Source organism: Shewanella sp. NIFS-20-20, assembly GCF_019209865.1.
Lineage (GTDB): Bacteria > Pseudomonadota > Gammaproteobacteria > Enterobacterales > Shewanellaceae > Shewanella.
In genome coordinates, this window is record NZ_JAHUTT010000014.1 from 19,766 (window position 1) to 35,609 (window position 15,844).

Annotated in this window: 13 protein-coding genes; 7 read left to right on the forward strand and 6 right to left on the reverse strand. The window is 48.7% G+C overall.

The window, feature by feature from the left end; translation table 11 throughout:
* Positions 1-359 precede the first annotated feature (359 nt).
* From KU855_RS06600 to nadK, 3 genes are all read right to left on the reverse strand, one after another.
* Positions 360-3,155 carry an FAD-binding and (Fe-S)-binding domain-containing protein gene (locus KU855_RS06600; protein WP_218529518.1) on the reverse strand — a complete coding sequence of 932 codons (2,796 nt, stop codon included), beginning with the start codon at positions 3,153-3,155 and terminating at the stop codon, positions 360-362.
* A gap of 96 nt (positions 3,156-3,251) precedes the next feature.
* A complete protein-coding gene (locus tag KU855_RS06605; protein ID WP_218529519.1) occupies positions 3,252-4,901 on the reverse strand; it encodes an L-lactate permease in 1,650 nt (549 codons plus the stop codon).
* A 472-nt stretch (positions 4,902-5,373) separates the two neighbouring features.
* Positions 5,374-6,252 (reverse strand): NAD(+) kinase, encoded by an 879-nt coding sequence (gene nadK / locus KU855_RS06610; protein ID WP_218529520.1) that lies wholly within the window; start codon positions 6,250-6,252, stop codon positions 5,374-5,376.
* 101 nt (positions 6,253-6,353) lie between these two features.
* Between nadK and grpE the strand changes: the two genes are divergently transcribed.
* Entirely contained in the window at positions 6,354-6,947 is a 594-nt protein-coding gene (gene grpE, locus KU855_RS06615; RefSeq protein ID WP_218529521.1) for a nucleotide exchange factor GrpE, read from the forward strand.
* A 91-nt stretch (positions 6,948-7,038) separates the two neighbouring features.
* Here grpE and dxs read toward each other — a convergent pair whose 3' ends face one another.
* From dxs to xseB, 3 genes are read right to left on the reverse strand one after another with little or no spacing between them, the layout of a single operon-like run.
* Positions 7,039-8,907, reverse strand: a complete 1,869-nt coding sequence (gene dxs / locus KU855_RS06620; protein WP_218529522.1) for a 1-deoxy-D-xylulose-5-phosphate synthase — start codon at positions 8,905-8,907, stop codon at positions 7,039-7,041.
* A 21-nt stretch (positions 8,908-8,928) separates the two neighbouring features.
* Entirely contained in the window at positions 8,929-9,810 is an 882-nt protein-coding gene (gene ispA, locus KU855_RS06625) for a (2E,6E)-farnesyl diphosphate synthase (protein ID WP_218529523.1), read from the reverse strand.
* A 1-nt stretch (position 9,811) separates the two neighbouring features.
* A complete protein-coding gene (gene xseB, locus KU855_RS06630; protein ID WP_218529524.1) occupies positions 9,812-10,051 on the reverse strand; it encodes an exodeoxyribonuclease VII small subunit in 240 nt (79 codons plus the stop codon).
* A gap of 353 nt (positions 10,052-10,404) precedes the next feature.
* On the opposite strand from xseB, the gene pomA reads away from it, so the two are divergent.
* The 6 genes from pomA (at position 10,405) to KU855_RS06660 (ending at position 15,837) form a co-directional block, all read left to right on the forward strand.
* A complete protein-coding gene (gene pomA / locus KU855_RS06635) occupies positions 10,405-11,172 on the forward strand; it encodes a flagellar motor protein PomA (protein WP_218529525.1) in 768 nt (255 codons plus the stop codon).
* Between the two features lie 3 nt (positions 11,173-11,175).
* Positions 11,176-12,114: a flagellar motor protein MotB gene (locus KU855_RS06640; protein ID WP_218529526.1), complete on the forward strand. Its 939-nt coding sequence runs from the start codon at positions 11,176-11,178 to the stop codon at positions 12,112-12,114.
* A 147-nt stretch (positions 12,115-12,261) separates the two neighbouring features.
* A complete protein-coding gene (gene thiI / locus KU855_RS06645) occupies positions 12,262-13,716 on the forward strand; it encodes a tRNA uracil 4-sulfurtransferase ThiI (protein ID WP_218529527.1) in 1,455 nt (484 codons plus the stop codon).
* Between the two features lie 198 nt (positions 13,717-13,914).
* On the forward strand, positions 13,915-14,826 hold the full coding sequence (locus tag KU855_RS06650; protein ID WP_218529528.1) for a transcriptional regulator GcvA: 912 nt from the start codon (positions 13,915-13,917) through the stop codon (positions 14,824-14,826).
* A complete protein-coding gene (locus KU855_RS06655; protein WP_371316327.1) occupies positions 14,807-15,457 on the forward strand; it encodes an alpha/beta fold hydrolase in 651 nt (216 codons plus the stop codon). The genes KU855_RS06650 and KU855_RS06655 overlap by 20 nt, the downstream gene beginning before the upstream one ends.
* On the forward strand, positions 15,454-15,837 hold the full coding sequence (locus tag KU855_RS06660; RefSeq protein ID WP_218529529.1) for a DUF423 domain-containing protein: 384 nt from the start codon (positions 15,454-15,456) through the stop codon (positions 15,835-15,837). The genes KU855_RS06655 and KU855_RS06660 overlap by 4 nt, the downstream gene beginning before the upstream one ends.
* Positions 15,838-15,844 lie beyond the last annotated feature (7 nt).

Below are 15,844 nucleotides of genomic sequence, written 5' to 3' on the forward strand. Positions count from 1 at the left end.
AATATAGCCTAATACCTTATAAATAATAGTGCTATTTTAGTAAAGGTTAGTTGGCATATTTGCAAAAATGAAAATATACATATCATTGATAAATAAAGGTTTTTTATTGTAAAAATAGCGTTTTTAGATTTTTACGCTTATTGATACATAAAAATGAAATATCCGGCGACGCCATCTTGGAGTGGCTGGCCTCAACGGGCTAGCAGTTGCGGTCAATTCAACCGCAAACTTGCCGTCAGCAAGGGGGAAAATGGTGTTGTGCCGGTGGGGGCTTCACGGTTATTCGCTGTATTGCCTCGCGGGTACTCCGCTCACTGCGGCTGCAGGGAGCGGAGTACCCGCGTTAATGGTGGTTGTGATTAACGGCTACATTCTTCGAGCAGGTAGGCGAGATGGCGATATGAAATACCACTGTGTTGACTTAACCCCACTTCACAGGTGCGGTTAGCGTAATAGCCTTCACTGATCTGTTGCGGTAACAACTTCTTAATATTGCGCAGCGCACTGGCATTGATTTCTGGTTTATACAGGCCTTTTTCACCCGCATAGCCACAGCATTCAATCCCCGCGGGACGGACGATGTCTGCCGCACAAGCCTTGGCAATGGCGAGCATCTTATCTTCTACATGTAAGTGTTTCGCTGAACAACCTAAATGCAGGGCCACCTGGGCCTTGCGCACAATGGTCAATTTGGGCAAGAGCTTATCGTGCATAAACTCCACCATATCGATTAAATCGATATTAGGATTGCCTTGCAAGGTGCGTTTAGTACATGACAAAGCATCGATGATCACAGGTAATTTACCTGAACCGGAGATCTCACTCATGGCTTGGATCAGTTGCTTACGTTTGCTATCGGCATTGCTAAAGTCGCCCTTAGATTCCCACATCTGGCCGCAACATAAATCACGGGTATTGTCGGGAATGATCACGTTATAACCGCCGCGCTCTAGTAACGTGATGATCACTTCTGAAAGGCTGAGGTTATTAGGATCTTCTGGAGTGGCACCAAAGGTTCGCCCGCCACAGGCAGGGAAATACACCACGGTTTGCTGATCGGCTTTTGGCATACTCGGTTTGGCGATGCTAGCCCCCTTGGGGAAGCTCGGGTTCCAATAAGGGACCTCTTTGCTGATCTTGCGGCCGGTATTCATAAGCCCTTGCGTAAACTTATCACCGGTCAGTTTATGAATGGTACCCAATAAATTGAAACCAGAACTGATGGCTTGATTGACCACTCCATAATGTTTGGCTTGGAAATTTAGCACTTTTTGTTCGGTGGTGGTGATATATGGCGTGCGTAATTTGCGCACCAGTTGCCCCATGGCGTTGTCGACAGGACAGGCAATGGTACATAACTGACAGGCGGCGCAGGTGTCGATAACATCATATTTTGCCGCAACGCGCATCTCGGCGGCGGCCTTGCTATCACCGCTCTGCTCCAAGCGTTCGATTTCTCTTAGGGTGGCAATCCGTTGGCGCGGCGACATATTGAGGGCGGACGTTGGACAGGTTTTTTCACAAAAACCGCATTCGATACAGCGATCGATATCGTCATCGACCACAGGGCAAGGTTTGATGTGCTTAATGTGGACCTTGCTGTCGTCATTGAGGATCACTCCTGGATTAAGTAATCCTTGAGGATCAAATAATTGCTTAATATTTTGCATCAATACATAAGCATCATGACCCCATTCCATCTCCACAAATGGCGCCACGGCGCGTCCGGTACCATGTTCGGCTTTCATGGAACCGTCATACTTGTCGATCACCATCTTGGCCACATCTTGCATAAAATGGTCAAAACGTTCGATATCGGCGCTGGTGGCAAAGGTTGGGGTAATAATAAAGTGGAAGTTACCGGCTAAGGCATGGCCATAAATCACGCCTTCAGGATAACCATGGCGATGGAATAGCTCGGTTAAGTCTTTGGCGGCCTCGGCCAAGTGCGGTAATTCAAAGGCCACATCTTCAATAATGACCGACGTCCCTTTAGGACGGGCGCCACCAATGATGGGAAACAGTCCAGAGCGCATGGCCCAGTATTTACCATAGACCTTAGGATCACTGCTGAAGCTCAACGGGCGTTCGGTATCAATATGCGCCAGTTTGCTGATCACATCGGTGGTGTACTGACTTAAGGTGGCTTCATCATTGGCGCGACACTCAATCAATAATATCGCCGCGCCTTCTGGCAGCTCACTCAGCCAATCGGGCATACCGGGTTTACCGGTAATGGCTTTAATGGAAGCCCAATCCAGTAGTTCAACGGCAGCAACACTGTCACCCACCAGTGGTGGTACGGCGCTGGCAGCATCTTCCATGGTAAAAAATACCGCTAATGCCGATGCCTTACATACGGCCTCATCCACTGTGTGATAAGTGACTTCTTCCACAAAGGCGAGGGTGCCTTCCGACCCCACGATCAGGTGATTAATAATATCGAACGGATCTGTGTACTCGACTAAGGCGTTGAGGCTATAGCCTGTGGTGTTTTTAATGGCGTACTTTTTATGGATACGGCTGGCTAATGCGTGATTGTTTTGGGTGACCTCTGCCAATTGCACCAATTGAGTTAATAATTGAGCATGGCTTGCTGCAAATGCCGCTTTAGACTGTTCACAGCCGGTATCGAGCAAGGTGCCATCGGCAAACATCAACTTGGCAGAAGCGATGGTCTGATAGCTATTTTGAGCCGTACCGCAACACATGCCAGACGCATTGTTATTAACAATACCACCGACTTTGGCCGAGGTTAAGGTGGCTGGATCTGGGCCAATTTTCTTGTTAAAGGGTTTGAGCATGGCATTGGCATCGGCACCAATCACCGCCGCGCCTAAACGAATGAATAAATGATCGTCACTGACTTCCATAGTGCGGAAACCGTCGAATCCGAGCATTAACAAAATGCCTTCACCGACCGCCTGACCAGATAAGCTGGTGCCTGCCGCTCTGAACGTCACTGGCACCTTATATTCGCGGGCAATGGCCATAGTCGCCTGTACTTCGGCTAAGGTATCGGCGTGGACGACCCATTGTGGCACGATGCGAAAATAACTGGCATCGGTCGACCAAGCAAATCGACGCACCGGATCATTAGTGACTTTGTCGCCTAAAACACTGTGTAACGCATTGAATACCACTTCAGAATTCATTATATCTTTCTTCTCTGCCAAGGTTCTGCTGATGAGACGAGCACTAGGCTCGCCTTTTAATCGTTAACTCATTATCCGCGTTGAGCTTCGCTAGGGTTAGAAGCCACCCCACATAAACGCTAAAGTGCCAGCCAATAAAGCATAGGCCAAGGCCACCGGCATGGTTTTACGAATAATTTCAGATTCACGGCCCGCCATACCAACGACTGTCGCAGCGGCCACCACATTCATGACACACATCATATTGCCGGCATTCGCTCCAATGCCTTGTAGGGCTAAAATCATGGCGTAATTCGCGCCAATGTTGTCGGCCACACTGTACTGTAGGCCAGAGAACATCATGTTAGAGAAGGTGGCACTGCCCGAAAGGAAGGCGCCAAAGATGCCGACAATGGGGGCCATCCAGCTCCATACTGCCCCCATGGAATTAGCCAGTAAATCAGCTAATGCGACCGGCATCGATGCTAATCCTGAGCTGTTTTCGCCTGAATTCAGGAAGATTTTTACCATAGGGACCGAAGCGCCTAAGGAGATAAGCGTCGGTAGCATAGATTTAACTGAGTCAGATACCGATTGCTTAATCGCAACCTGATTCATTTTAAATAGCCAAAAACCTAAGATACACACAGCGATAAAGAAGGCGCCAGGGGCGTAGAGGGTCGCAAAACTGGCGGTTAATTCGGTGCCGAGTAAGCCCGTCCAACTGATATTGAAACTGGATAAAAAGCTCTTAATCGGGGCAACTGTGCGGGATAACACCAACAGTATTGCCATTACTAAATAGGGAGTCCAGGCCGCTAATTGGGTAAACTTGACCTCAGATTTGATGGGGGTGTTGCTCGGGGCGGTTTGGTCATTTTCGGCGAAATCAAACCAAGGTGTTGCCGGCAATAACCAGCCTTTTTTGGCCACAGGGATCACTAACGCCATACCGATAAGGGCCCCAATCACCGACGGAAATTCAGGACCGGCAAAATAGTTGATTAACCAAGCGGGAACCGTAAAGGCGACCCCGGCAAACAGGGCAAATTTCCAAATAGCTAGGCCTTCTTTAAAGGATTTATTGCGACCGAAGAAGCCAGTCAATAGGGCGACCATCACCACCGGAATTAAGGTGCCAGTGATTAAGTCTAAGGTGATCATGTGCATGGCAATGAACTGCGCATAATCGCTGAAGTTACCGCCATGCTGGGCAATTTGCGCGGCGGCCATATTGACGCCACCTTGGGTCAGGCCTTGCTCCATACCAAAAAGTACGGGTAAACCAATGGCGCCAAAGGACACTGAGGTTGAGTCGGCAATTAATGCCACGACCGCGGCAGCAATCGGGGGGATCCCCAGTAACACTAATAACGGTGCGCCAATGGCGGCTGGAGTACCAAAGCCGGCTGAACCTTCGATAAATGAGCCGAACAACCAACAAATAATGATCACTTGCACTCGGGCATCGGCACTGATATTGGTGAAACCGGCGCGAATGGTATCCATAGCACCGGAATGCTTTAAGGTATTGAGCAGGAATACCGCACCAAAAATAATCGATAAGGGGGTCAGAGCCGATAATAAGCCTTCAACGACGGAGGCTGATAAAAAGCCAATGTCCATCTTCCAAATAAAAATGGCAGCAAGAGCGGTGATTAATAGGGAGATTGGCATGGCGCGGGAGGCAGGCATCCGCAGTAATACCAAAAATAACATCACACTTATCACCGGGGATAAGCTGGCTAGCAGTTGTAAGATGGTCATGAAAGTCTCAGTGTTTATTTATCTGGTCAATGAAAAAGTACGCCAGTGTTAGCTTTCGCTTATTATTAAGCCCCTGGCTAGGCGGCCAATATATTCTATTGTTTTGTTTTTAAAAAATTGATCTAGATTAATTGGGCGTATGTTTATTGATGGAATCTAGTGTGTTTGTGATCTCGCTCTAATCCTTAGTGCAGTCTAGCTTAGAATTTAAGCGCCATATGGGCCGATTTGGTAGTTAATTTAACTGTAATTTCGACATTGAGTTCATTAACGTTTTGCTCATTGTGATGTAAATCACTAAATTAGGATTGAGGCAACTAGTGGCGTGCGATTTGGCCAGCGGGAGAGTCAGGTCACGGCGTGACCGTCTGGTGGGCGCGTTAGAAGGTTGGTGGCTTGCTGAGTTGTAAAGTGCGCTGTTGTCGCCAAAAAGGAGACTCTGCCAAGGCGCAGCTGGCCTTGGCGACAAGGATTAGAACAACTTGCTGCCCCAACCGAGTTTGTTTCTCAGCACATGGAAGTAGTTATACGCTTTGGGGTGCACGAGCGTGAGTCGTTCGGGGCTGCGTTTAATGATGATTTCATCGCCGGGTAACACGGCAAGGTGCACATGACCATCACAGCTGACTTCGAGATTTTCAGAGTTTTTAGGCGACACCAATAATTTAATGGTACTGCCGGCATCTACCACGATAGGACGGCACGACAAGGTATGAGGGAACATAGGGACTAAAATCATCGCCTGTAAGTTTGGGGTCAAAATCGCGCCACCGGCAGATAACGAATAAGCCGTTGAGCCAGTTGGGGTTGACACTATCATGCCATCGGCCCGTTGGCTGTACATGAATTGGTCATCGATATAGACCTCAAACTCAATCATGTGGGCAATTTTACCCGGATGCAATACCGCTTCATTAACCGCAGTATTGCTGGCTTTGAGTTCTTGATGACGAAAGACTTGTGCCTCGAGTAAGAAGCGATGCTCGGTAATGAAATTCCCTTCCAGCACTTGTGATAAGGGTTCTTCAAAATCATCGGGCGGTAAGTCGGTCAGAAAGCCAAGGTTACCGCGGTTGACACCAATAACGCCGACATCAAATCTGGCCAGCACCCGGGCAGCACCTAACATGTTACCGTCACCACCGACGACTATGGCTAAATCACATTGTTTACCAATTTCCACTATTTCAACGGCAGTAACGTGTTGGCCTAGTTCTGCTGCCACCCTTTCTTCGACCAAGACCTTGTAGCCTTGGACACTGAGCCAGTGATGAAGTCGTTTTAATGTCTGGTTGGTGCCCGCATGATGGGGCTTGCCGATCAGACCTATAGTTTGGAACTTGTTTTTCATAGAGTTTGTGCGCTTTGTGGCGTCAGGCCTTGAAACGTCAGAATTGATCCCCATAATAGGCTGTGAGTTTGCAGAAACAAAGCATTTTTGCTGGAGTAGGAATGACCAACGATTCAAAACAGGCGCAAGCCGAGAACGCAGAAGTGATTACTGAAGAAATGGTAATCGATCAAGAAGGGACTGACGAGTCAGGTTTAATGGATGAGTTAACCCAAGCTAATTTCCGAATTGAAGAGCTGGAACAGCAGCTTGCTACCGCCGAGTCGACTGTGGTTGAGCAGAAGGATTCCGTGGTTCGTGCCGCTGCCGAAGTCGAGAATATTCGTCGTCGTTCTGCCGTTGAGGTAGAAAAAGCGCGTAAATTTGCTCTGGAAAAGTTCGTAAATGAACTATTGCCTGTGATCGATAATATGGAACGGGCATTAGCGGCAGGTGATGCTGATAATGAAGCGACCAAAGCGATTCATGAAGGTGTTGAATTAACACTGAAAACTCTGACTTCGGCCGTGGCTAAGTTTGGGGTAGTGCAAATCGATCCTACGGGTGAAGCGTTCAATCCTGAGCAACACCAAGCTATCGGCATGCAACCTAGCACCGAATTTGCTGCCAATACCGTGATGATGGTGATGCAAAAAGGCTTTATGCTGAATGAGCGTTTATTGCGCCCAGCCATGGTGATGGTGTCGCAAGGCTAAGGTGTTGAGTGATTTTGCCGAGTTAATCTCTGGTGAATCAATAACAAAAAGGACAGCGAAAGCTGTCCTTTTTATTGAGCCAGAGCTAGGATTATTTGGCTAAGTACGCAGTAATTTGCGCCAATATCCCTTCGCTGTCGAGTTGCAACTCGTGCTTAATTTCATCCGGCGCGCCATGCTTGATGAATTCATCCGGCAGGCCGATTTGCAACACAGGCTTGCAGATCTTATGTTTGGCTAACAATTCCAGCACCCCACAGCCGGCACCGCCGGCCACGGCATTTTCTTCGATTGTCACTAACACATCATGGCTACGGGCTAATTCGAGCACCAACGCCTCATCCAGCGGCTTCACAAAGCGCATATCGGCCACCGACGCATCCAAGCTGTCGGCGGCTATCATTGCATCGGCCAAGGTCGTACCAAAGTTCAGTAATGCCAGTGACTGGCCTTGGCGCACTAAGCGACCTTGACCTATGGGCATCGCCGTCATGGTTTCCACTTGCTCGGCGCCCGTCGCGCTGCCACGAGGATAGCGGACGGCACTCGGACCGTCTTGATAGCAGTAGCCGGTATACAGCATTTGACGGCATTCGTTTTCATCGCTTGGGGTCATGATCACCATGTTGGGAATACACCGCATAAACGAGATATCAAAGGCGCCTTGATGGGTTGGGCCATCGGCACCGACAATGCCGCCACGGTCAATGGCGAACAATACTGGCAATTGTTGCAAGGCGACGTCATGGATCATCTGATCATAACCACGTTGCAAGAAGGTCGAGTAAATGGCGATCACCGGCTTATAGCCTTCACAGGCAAAACCGGCGCCGAGTGTGACCGCATGTTGCTCAGCAATGGCCGCATCAAAATACTGTTCAGGGAAATGCTGTGAAAATTCGACCATGCCAGAGCCTTCGCGCATGGCCGGGGTGATGCCTAAGACTTTGTCGTCTTGTGCAGCGATATCACACAGCCACTTACCAAACACTTCAGAAAAGGTTGGTAAGCCTTTTTTGGTGGCAGGTTTTTTAAATTGGCTTGGGTCAAATTTAGGCACGGCATGCCAACCAATAGGATCTTGCTCTGCCGGGGCATAGCCTTTCCCTTTTTTGGTCATGATGTGCAGAATTTGCGGTCCTTTGAGGTTACGCATATTGCGCATGGTCTCAACCATGGCATCGACATCATGGCCGTCAATCGGGCCAATATAGTTAAAACCTAATTCTTCGAACAGGGTGCCTGGAACGACCATGCCCTTAAGGTGTTCTTCGGTGCGCTTAGCCATTTCCTTGATGACCGGCATGCCCTTGAGCACTTTTTTGCCACCTTCACGGATGGTGGTGTAAAAGCGCCCTGACATCAGCTTGGCTAAATGATTATTGAGGGCGCCCACGTTTTCAGATATCGACATTTCGTTATCATTGAGCACCACTAACATATCTTTATGTAAGTCGCCGGCATGGTTCATGGCCTCAAAGACCATGCCACCTGTCATAGCGCCATCGCCAATCACGGCGACGACTTTACGGCCTGCACCTTCTTTATCAGCCACCACGGCCATGGCGGTGGCAGCACTGATCGAGGTGCCAGAGTGACCCACGCTGAACGTGTCATATTCGCTTTCTGCGCGCCAAGGGAATGGATGTAATCCATTTTTTTGGCGTATGGTTGGCATACGATCACGACGACCGGTCAAAATCTTATGCGGATAAGCCTGATGGCCAACGTCCCAAATTAAGCGATCAAACGGGGTGTTATACACATAGTGCAGCGCGACAGTGAGTTCGACTGTCCCGAGTCCAGAGGCAAAGTGACCGCTCGAAATGCCCACCGACTTTAATAGAAACTCTCTGAGCTCGTCTGCCACTTGAGGTAACAATTCCTGAGGCAGTTTTCTCAGGTCTTCTGGGGTATCGGCTTGTGCCAATAACGGATATTGAGATATGTCCAGAGTCATAATGAGATTCGTTGTCTCTTGTTATGTTCTTCGGGCGATGATATATCGCGCAAAGTTGGCAATTAGTTGACTATTGTACGGTAACTTAGTCAACGCTGATAGTGCATCCTGAATTAGTTGGTCGGCGCATTGTTGCGCTCCAGCTAAGCCTAGGAGCTGAGGATAAGTGCTTTTATTGGCCTGAGTATCCGAGCCTTGCGGCTTGCCCAATTCTTCGGTGGTCGCCGTGATATCTAAAATATCATCCTGCACCTGAAAGGCTAAGCCGATAGCGTTGGCATAAGTGATTAACGCCGTATGGGTGGTTTCATCCGCATCGGCACAAATCAATGCCATTTCCACGGCGCAACGGATTAAGGCCCCTGTCTTCATGTTATGCAACTGAGTCAGGGTATCAAGGTCAATCGTGCGATTGGTCGAATTAAGATCGATGGCCTGGCCACCGCACATGCCTTGAAAGCCTGACGCCTTGGCTAAACAACGCACCAACGCCAGTTGCTGCTCAGCTCGTAAGGGCAGGTCGGCAGCACTGATGATTTCAAAGGCTAAGGTTTGCAGGGCATCGCCGGCTAAAATGGCGCTGGCTTCGTCAAAGGCGATATGCACTGTGGGTTGGCCACGACGTAAATCATCATCATCCATTGCAGGCAAATCATCATGGATAAGAGAGTAGGCGTGAATACATTCAATCGCGGCAGCGCAGGCGTCGAGCTTGGCTAAGTCAACCCCTAGCATCTCACCAACGCTATACACCAAAAATGGGCGAATGCGTTTGCCGCCGAGCAGGGCTCCATGAGTCATGGCTGCTTGTAATGGTGCATCGATAACCGGTAAACACGCCAAATGCTCGCGTAATTGGGAATCGATACGACCTTGGTATTTTTCTATCGCAACAGCTAGCACGTTAGGCCTCATCACCATCGAAAGAACTGAGAGGAGTATGGCTATCATTGGCCATTAAAATACTGACTTTTTGTTGGGCTTGTTCCAACTTGTTTTGACTTTGGCGCACCAAAGCAATCCCGCGCTCAAATTGTTTTAGAGCATCATCTAAGGAAATATCGCCCTGTTCTAACTGGGCAACAATTTGCTCTAATTCGGTGAGAGATTGTTCAAAACTTAGGTTTTCAGGTTTTTTGGCCACGTCAGTTTCCTCTATTTTAGCGGGTGACAAGGTATATCAGGGTGGATACGGGGTCAAATCCAGTCGTTGGATATTTGCACGAAAGCACGCTTTAGATCTTATTTTTTTTAAGAAAAAATAAAAAAGTAGCTAAACTTGCACCTAGGACTTCCGATATAGAGATGAATGCCGACAGGGAATTTGCAGTGATTCATTGATTCATGCCTTTAGCAAACCCCCTGATGTTCTCAATATAGTTGGCAATTATACCCCTAATAGCTTAGTTTGCTGGGGATTTTGGGCTTTTTTGATGGTTTGCACTCAGGCTTGAGTGTATTTTAGACGTTCCCGGCAGTGGAATATGAGGAGCAAGTGTGGATTTAGCAACACTTATTGGGATCATCGGAGCATTTGCCTTCGTTCTAGGCGCTATGGTCACCAGTGGCGGTTTGGGGATTTTCGTCGATATCCCCTCGGTGTTAATTGTATTCATGGGCTCCCTGTTTGTGGTCATGATGAAATTTAACCTTAAATCCGTGATCGGTGCCGGTGGTGTTGCCGCCAAGGCGTTCTTATTTAAATTAGATAAGCCTGAAGATTTGATCGAACAGTCGGTGAATATGGCGGATGCGGCGCGAAAAGGCGGCTTCCTTGCACTCGAAGAAGCGCAAATCAGCAATCCATTTATGCAGCGTGGCGTGGATATGCTGGTGGATGGTCATGACGGCGATGTGGTTCGTGAAGCGTTAGAAAAGGACATTGCCTTAACCGAAGAACGCCACAAAGCGGGAGTGAGTATTTTTAGGGCCTTAGGCGATGTGGCTCCCGCCATGGGCATGATTGGTACCTTGGTGGGCTTGGTTGCCATGTTATCGAACATGGATGACCCGAAATCCATTGGTCCGTCGATGGCGGTAGCACTGTTAACCACCTTGTACGGGGCGATGTTGGCGAACATGGTGGCCATTCCGATCGCCGATAAGTTGCAATTGCGTATGGGCGAGGAAATGATGAATCGCAATTTGATCATGGATGCGGTACTGGCTATTCAAGATGGCCAAAATCCACGAGTGATCGAGAGTTTCTTAAAGAATTACTTGTCTGAGAAGAAGCGAAAAGTCGACACCACGGGCGGAGAGTAACCCATGGCGAAGCATAAGTGTGAATGTCCACCACCGGGCGCCCCCATGTGGCTGGCGACTTTCGCCGATCTTATGTCACTATTGATGTGCTTTTTCGTACTCTTGTTAGCCTTCTCCGAAATGGACGTGGTGAAGTTTAAACAGATTGCCGGCTCAATGAAGTACGCCTTCGGGGTACAGAACAAAGTCGAAGTCAAAGATATTCCCAAGGGGACTTCGGTGATCGCCTTAGAGTTTCGACCCGGACGCCCCGATCCCACCCCGATTGAAATCATCAACCAGCAAACCAATGAAATGACCGAGCCGGTACTCGACTTGCAGTCCGGCGAGGATGCTAGTGCCGGAGGGGTGCAACAGCAACAAGGGGAGCAGCGAGGTGGCGAGTCGTCTGCCAGTGCGCGCGAGTCGGCTATGGATGAGTCGAAAAGTACCCAAGGTGAGATGCAGGCCCAGCAAGAACAAGTCAATAGTGAAGCCAAGAAAATTGCTGAAAAACTCAATAAAGAAATTATTGATGGCGCCATCGAAGTGGAATCGTTAGGTCAGCAAATCATAATTCGTATTCGTGAAAAAGGCGCTTTTGCATCGGGATCGGGCTTTTTACAACCGCGGTTTAAGCCGGTGGTCAATAAAGTGGGCAAGTTGCTGGTGGATATTCCCGGCATTATTACCGTGTCGGGTTATACCGATGATATGCAAATTAGCAATGAACTCTACAGTTCGAATTGGGATCTTTCCAGTAAGCGAGCGGTGGCTGTGGCCCATGAGTTTGCTAAAGTGCCTGGGTTTGACCAACGCCGAATGAAAGTGGTGGGGATGGCGTCGACCAATCCGCTAGTGCCTAATACCAGTGAACAAAATCGCACCCGTAATCGCCGCGTAGAAATTGGAATTGAACAAGGTAAGGCCAAAGAGTCTGAGGAAATTAGCGTTAATAAATAGCCGCTTATAGGCTTGATTGCCATTATCCCTAAGCCCGCACTCATTGAGTGCGGGCTTATTTTTTGAGATAACCATTATCGAGGTGCGCCTTTTTCAACGATTTTGTTATAATCCCCAGATTGCCGTAATAATGAGTTGCCAAGTCCCATGAAGTTTGTCGTCAAGATTTACCCTGAAATTATGATGAAGAGCAAGCCAGTGCGCATGCGTTTTATCAAGATGCTCGAAACCAATATCCGTAATGTGTTACGTCACATCGACGAAGGCGCGAAAGTTCAGCGTCAGTGGGATCGTATTGTTGTCATGGTTCCGCCCACGAAACCTGAGCTGCTGGATGTGTTTGCCGAACGGCTACAATGTATTCCTGGTATCGCCCACAGTTTGCAAGTAGCAGAGCATAGCTTTACCACGGTTGATGATATCTACCAAATCGTATTACCTATTTATCGTGATGAATTAAAAGGTAAAACTTTCTGTGTACGCGCGAAGCGTAATGGTCAGCATGAGTTTACCTCCAGTGATATTGAGCGTTATGTTGGCGGTGGCTTAAATCAGTTTACTGAGGCGCTTGGGGTAAAGTTGAAAGATCCCGATATGACAGTATTCCTGGAAGTGGATCATGACAAACTGTACGTGGTTGAAAAGCGCATCGAAGGCCTCGGTGGCTTCCCTATTGCCACCCAAGAAGATGTGTTATCTCTGATTTCCGGCGGTTTTGATTCTGGGGTATCGAGTTTCCAATTTATTAAGAAAGGGTGTCGTACCCATTACTGCTTCTTTAATCTTGGTGGTGCCCAGCATGAAATAGGGGTTAAGCAGGTGGCTTATCACTTGTGGAAAACCTACGGTGAGTCCCATAAAGTTAAATTTATTTCGGTGCCGTTTGAGCCCGTGGTTGCTGAAATTTTAGAGCGTATCGATAATGGCCAAATGGGGGTTATCCTTAAGCGTGTCATGATGCGCACGGCCGCTCGCATTGCTGATCGTATGGGGATACAAGCCTTAGTCACCGGTGAAAGTGTTGGCCAAGTGTCTAGCCAAACGTTAACGAACTTGAATGTGATTGACCGTTGTGTTGATACCTTGATTTTACGTCCGTTAATCGCCATGGATAAGCAAGACATTATCAACGAAGCGCGCCGCATCGGGACGGAAGATTTTGCCAAAACCATGCCAGAATATTGTGGTGTGATTTCACAGCGTCCGACCGTCAAAGCCGTGTTGAGTAAAATTGAAGCGGAAGAGCAAAAATTCTCTGAAGATTTGATCGATAGAATTTTAGCCAACATTGAGATTATCGACATTAGGGAAATTGCTGCCAACATGGATACTAAGATTACTGAAACTGAGTCAGTTGACTCGGTCGCGGCCGATGAAGTTGTGATTGATATTCGCGCGCCGGAAGAGGAAGAAAAGCAGCCACTGGTAATCGATGGCACTGACATTAAAGTGATCCCTTTCTTTAAGTTAGCGACTCAATTTGCCGACTTAGATTCCTCTAAGACTTACTTACTCTATTGTGAGCGTGGTGTGATGAGTAAATTACAAGCCTTGTATTTGCTTGAGCAGGGCTACACCAATGTCAAGGTGTACCGTCCTTAAGACGCGCCTTTTATAATATATCGCCGCAGCTTGTCTGCGGCTTTTTTTATGGCATAAATGGGGGTGACCTCGTTGAGGTATGGGGCCATCGTGAGGGTATTTGGCGTTTAAAACCCGCAAAAAAGCTAGTCAAACGCGCTAAAGCCATGCACCATTGCGGATTAGAAAAACTTATTCATAAACAGGGAGTGGAATAGCATGTCAAGACGATTGCCGCCGTTGAATGCGGTCAAGGCGTTTGAGGCAGCGGCCCGACATTTGAGCTTCACCCGCGCCGCCGAAGAGTTGTTTGTTACTCAAGCGGCTGTGAGTCATCAAATTAAAGCCTTGGAAGATTTTCTCGGCTTAAAATTGTTTCGTCGCAAGAATCGCTCACTGTTATTGACCGAGGAAGGTCAAAGCTATTTTCTCGAGATTAAAGACATATTTACTCATCTCGGTGAAGCCACCGACCGCTTATTAGCGCGCTCGGCCATCGGCTCTCTCACTGTGGCGATGTCCCCAAGTTTTGCCATCCAATGGCTGGTACCGCGCTTAGCCAAGTTTAGCGAGAAAAACCCCGATATCGACGTGCGGATTAAGGCCGTCGATTCCGATACGGCCAGCTTGACTGATGATATCGATGTGGCGATTTATTATGGTCAAGGTCATTGGGCGGGAATGCGCAGCGACAAATTACGTAATGAAGTGTTGATCCCTATGTGTTCGCCCTTGTTACTCAAAGGGCCTAAGCCCTTGTCGAAACCTAGCGACTTAAAGTTTCATACCTTACTTCATGATTCCAGCCGCCAAGATTGGCAGGCGTGGTTTCGGCAAACGGGGGTGACGGACATTAACGTCAATCAAGGGCCGATTTTTAGCCATTCCTCGTTAGTATTGCAAGCGGCGGCCCACGGTCAAGGGGTCGCGTTGGGCTACAGCGTGTTGGCCAAACCCGATATTCAAGCCGGACGGTTAGTGTGTCCGTTTCCCGATGTGTTAATCAGTAAAGATGCGTACTATTTAGTGTGTCATCAAAGCCACGCCGAGCTGGGTAAGATTGTTGCCTTTCGCGAATGGATGTTAGATATGTTTGCAGAGGAGCTGCGCAGTGAAATGCTTCTTGGATGATCTCAACGCCGGCCACGGCAGTTACCTCGGCCCAAAGACGCCAGACACCTTGATTTTATTAGCCCATGGCGCGGGGGCCGACAGTCGCCACCCGTTTATGGTCGCCATGGCACAAGGACTGGCAGCGGCAGGTTTTGGGGTGTTTAGTTTTGATTTTCCCTATATGCGTTTACGTCGAGTCGATGGCACTCGTCGTCCACCGGATCGCGCCCCTAAATTGCTCGAATGCTTGGGTCATTATGTTGAGATGGCTAAGGCGAGCTCGACAAAGCGGATTATTTTGATGGGCAAGTCCATGGGCGGTCGTATGGCCGCGACCTTAGCCAACGAGATCCAAGTGGATGGGGTCATTTGTTTGGGCTACCCCTTTGTCGCCTCGAGCGGCAAAGCGCCGAGGCTCGAGCCATTACAGCAGCCATTGTGTCCTGTGTTAGTCCTGCAGGGCGAGCGAGATAAGTTTGGCGGCTTAGCTGAGGTGCCCCAGTGGCCGATGGCGGCGAATGTCGAAGTACAGTGGATCACTGATGGCGATCATAGTTTTGTGCCAAGAAAGTCGTCAGGCACCACAGCCGCGGCTAATCTAACTGCTGCCGTGGTGGCCAGTAGTGAATTTATAGGACGATTGTCATGATTAAGGGGTTAATGGTGTTAGCCGCGCTCAACGGCTTATTAGCGGTGGGGCTTGGGGCGTTCGCATCCCATGGATTGAAGCATTTGATCAGTAGTGAAATGGTGACAATTTTCGCCTTAGGGGTGCAATATCATTTCTACCATGTCTTTGCCATGGCCTTAGTTGCCCTGTGCGGTATCAGTGTGCGCTCTAAACTGCTGTATTGGAGTGGCGGCATGTTTATGGCAGGGATCGGTTTATTCTCAGGCTCCCTTTATGTCTATGCCTTGCTGGGCAGTCAATGGATGGGGCCAATTACGCCACTTGGCGGCTTATGTTTTATGCTCGGCTGGTCATTATTAGCCATTGCCGTGTGGCGCAGTCGCGGCCAAGCCCATTAAGGGGCGC

What these genes read in the sequence shown, in the direction of transcription:
- dxs (WP_218529522.1), bottom strand. Translation starts at nt 8,907, where the DNA reads ATGACTCTGGACATATCTCAATATCCGTTATTGGCACAAGCCGATACC.
- KU855_RS06650 (WP_218529528.1), top strand. Translation starts at nt 13,915, where the DNA reads ATGTCAAGACGATTGCCGCCGTTGAATGCGGTCAAGGCGTTTGAGGCA.
- nadK (WP_218529520.1), bottom strand. Translation starts at nt 6,252, where the DNA reads ATGAAAAACAAGTTCCAAACTATAGGTCTGATCGGCAAGCCCCATCAT.
- KU855_RS06660 (WP_218529529.1), top strand. Translation starts at nt 15,454, where the DNA reads ATGATTAAGGGGTTAATGGTGTTAGCCGCGCTCAACGGCTTATTAGCG.
- KU855_RS06600 (WP_218529518.1), bottom strand. Translation starts at nt 3,155, where the DNA reads ATGAATTCTGAAGTGGTATTCAATGCGTTACACAGTGTTTTAGGCGAC.
- KU855_RS06605 (WP_218529519.1), bottom strand. Translation starts at nt 4,901, where the DNA reads ATGACCATCTTACAACTGCTAGCCAGCTTATCCCCGGTGATAAGTGTG.
- thiI (WP_218529527.1), top strand. Translation starts at nt 12,262, where the DNA reads ATGAAGTTTGTCGTCAAGATTTACCCTGAAATTATGATGAAGAGCAAG.
- KU855_RS06640 (WP_218529526.1), top strand. Translation starts at nt 11,176, where the DNA reads ATGGCGAAGCATAAGTGTGAATGTCCACCACCGGGCGCCCCCATGTGG.
- grpE (WP_218529521.1), top strand. Translation starts at nt 6,354, where the DNA reads ATGACCAACGATTCAAAACAGGCGCAAGCCGAGAACGCAGAAGTGATT.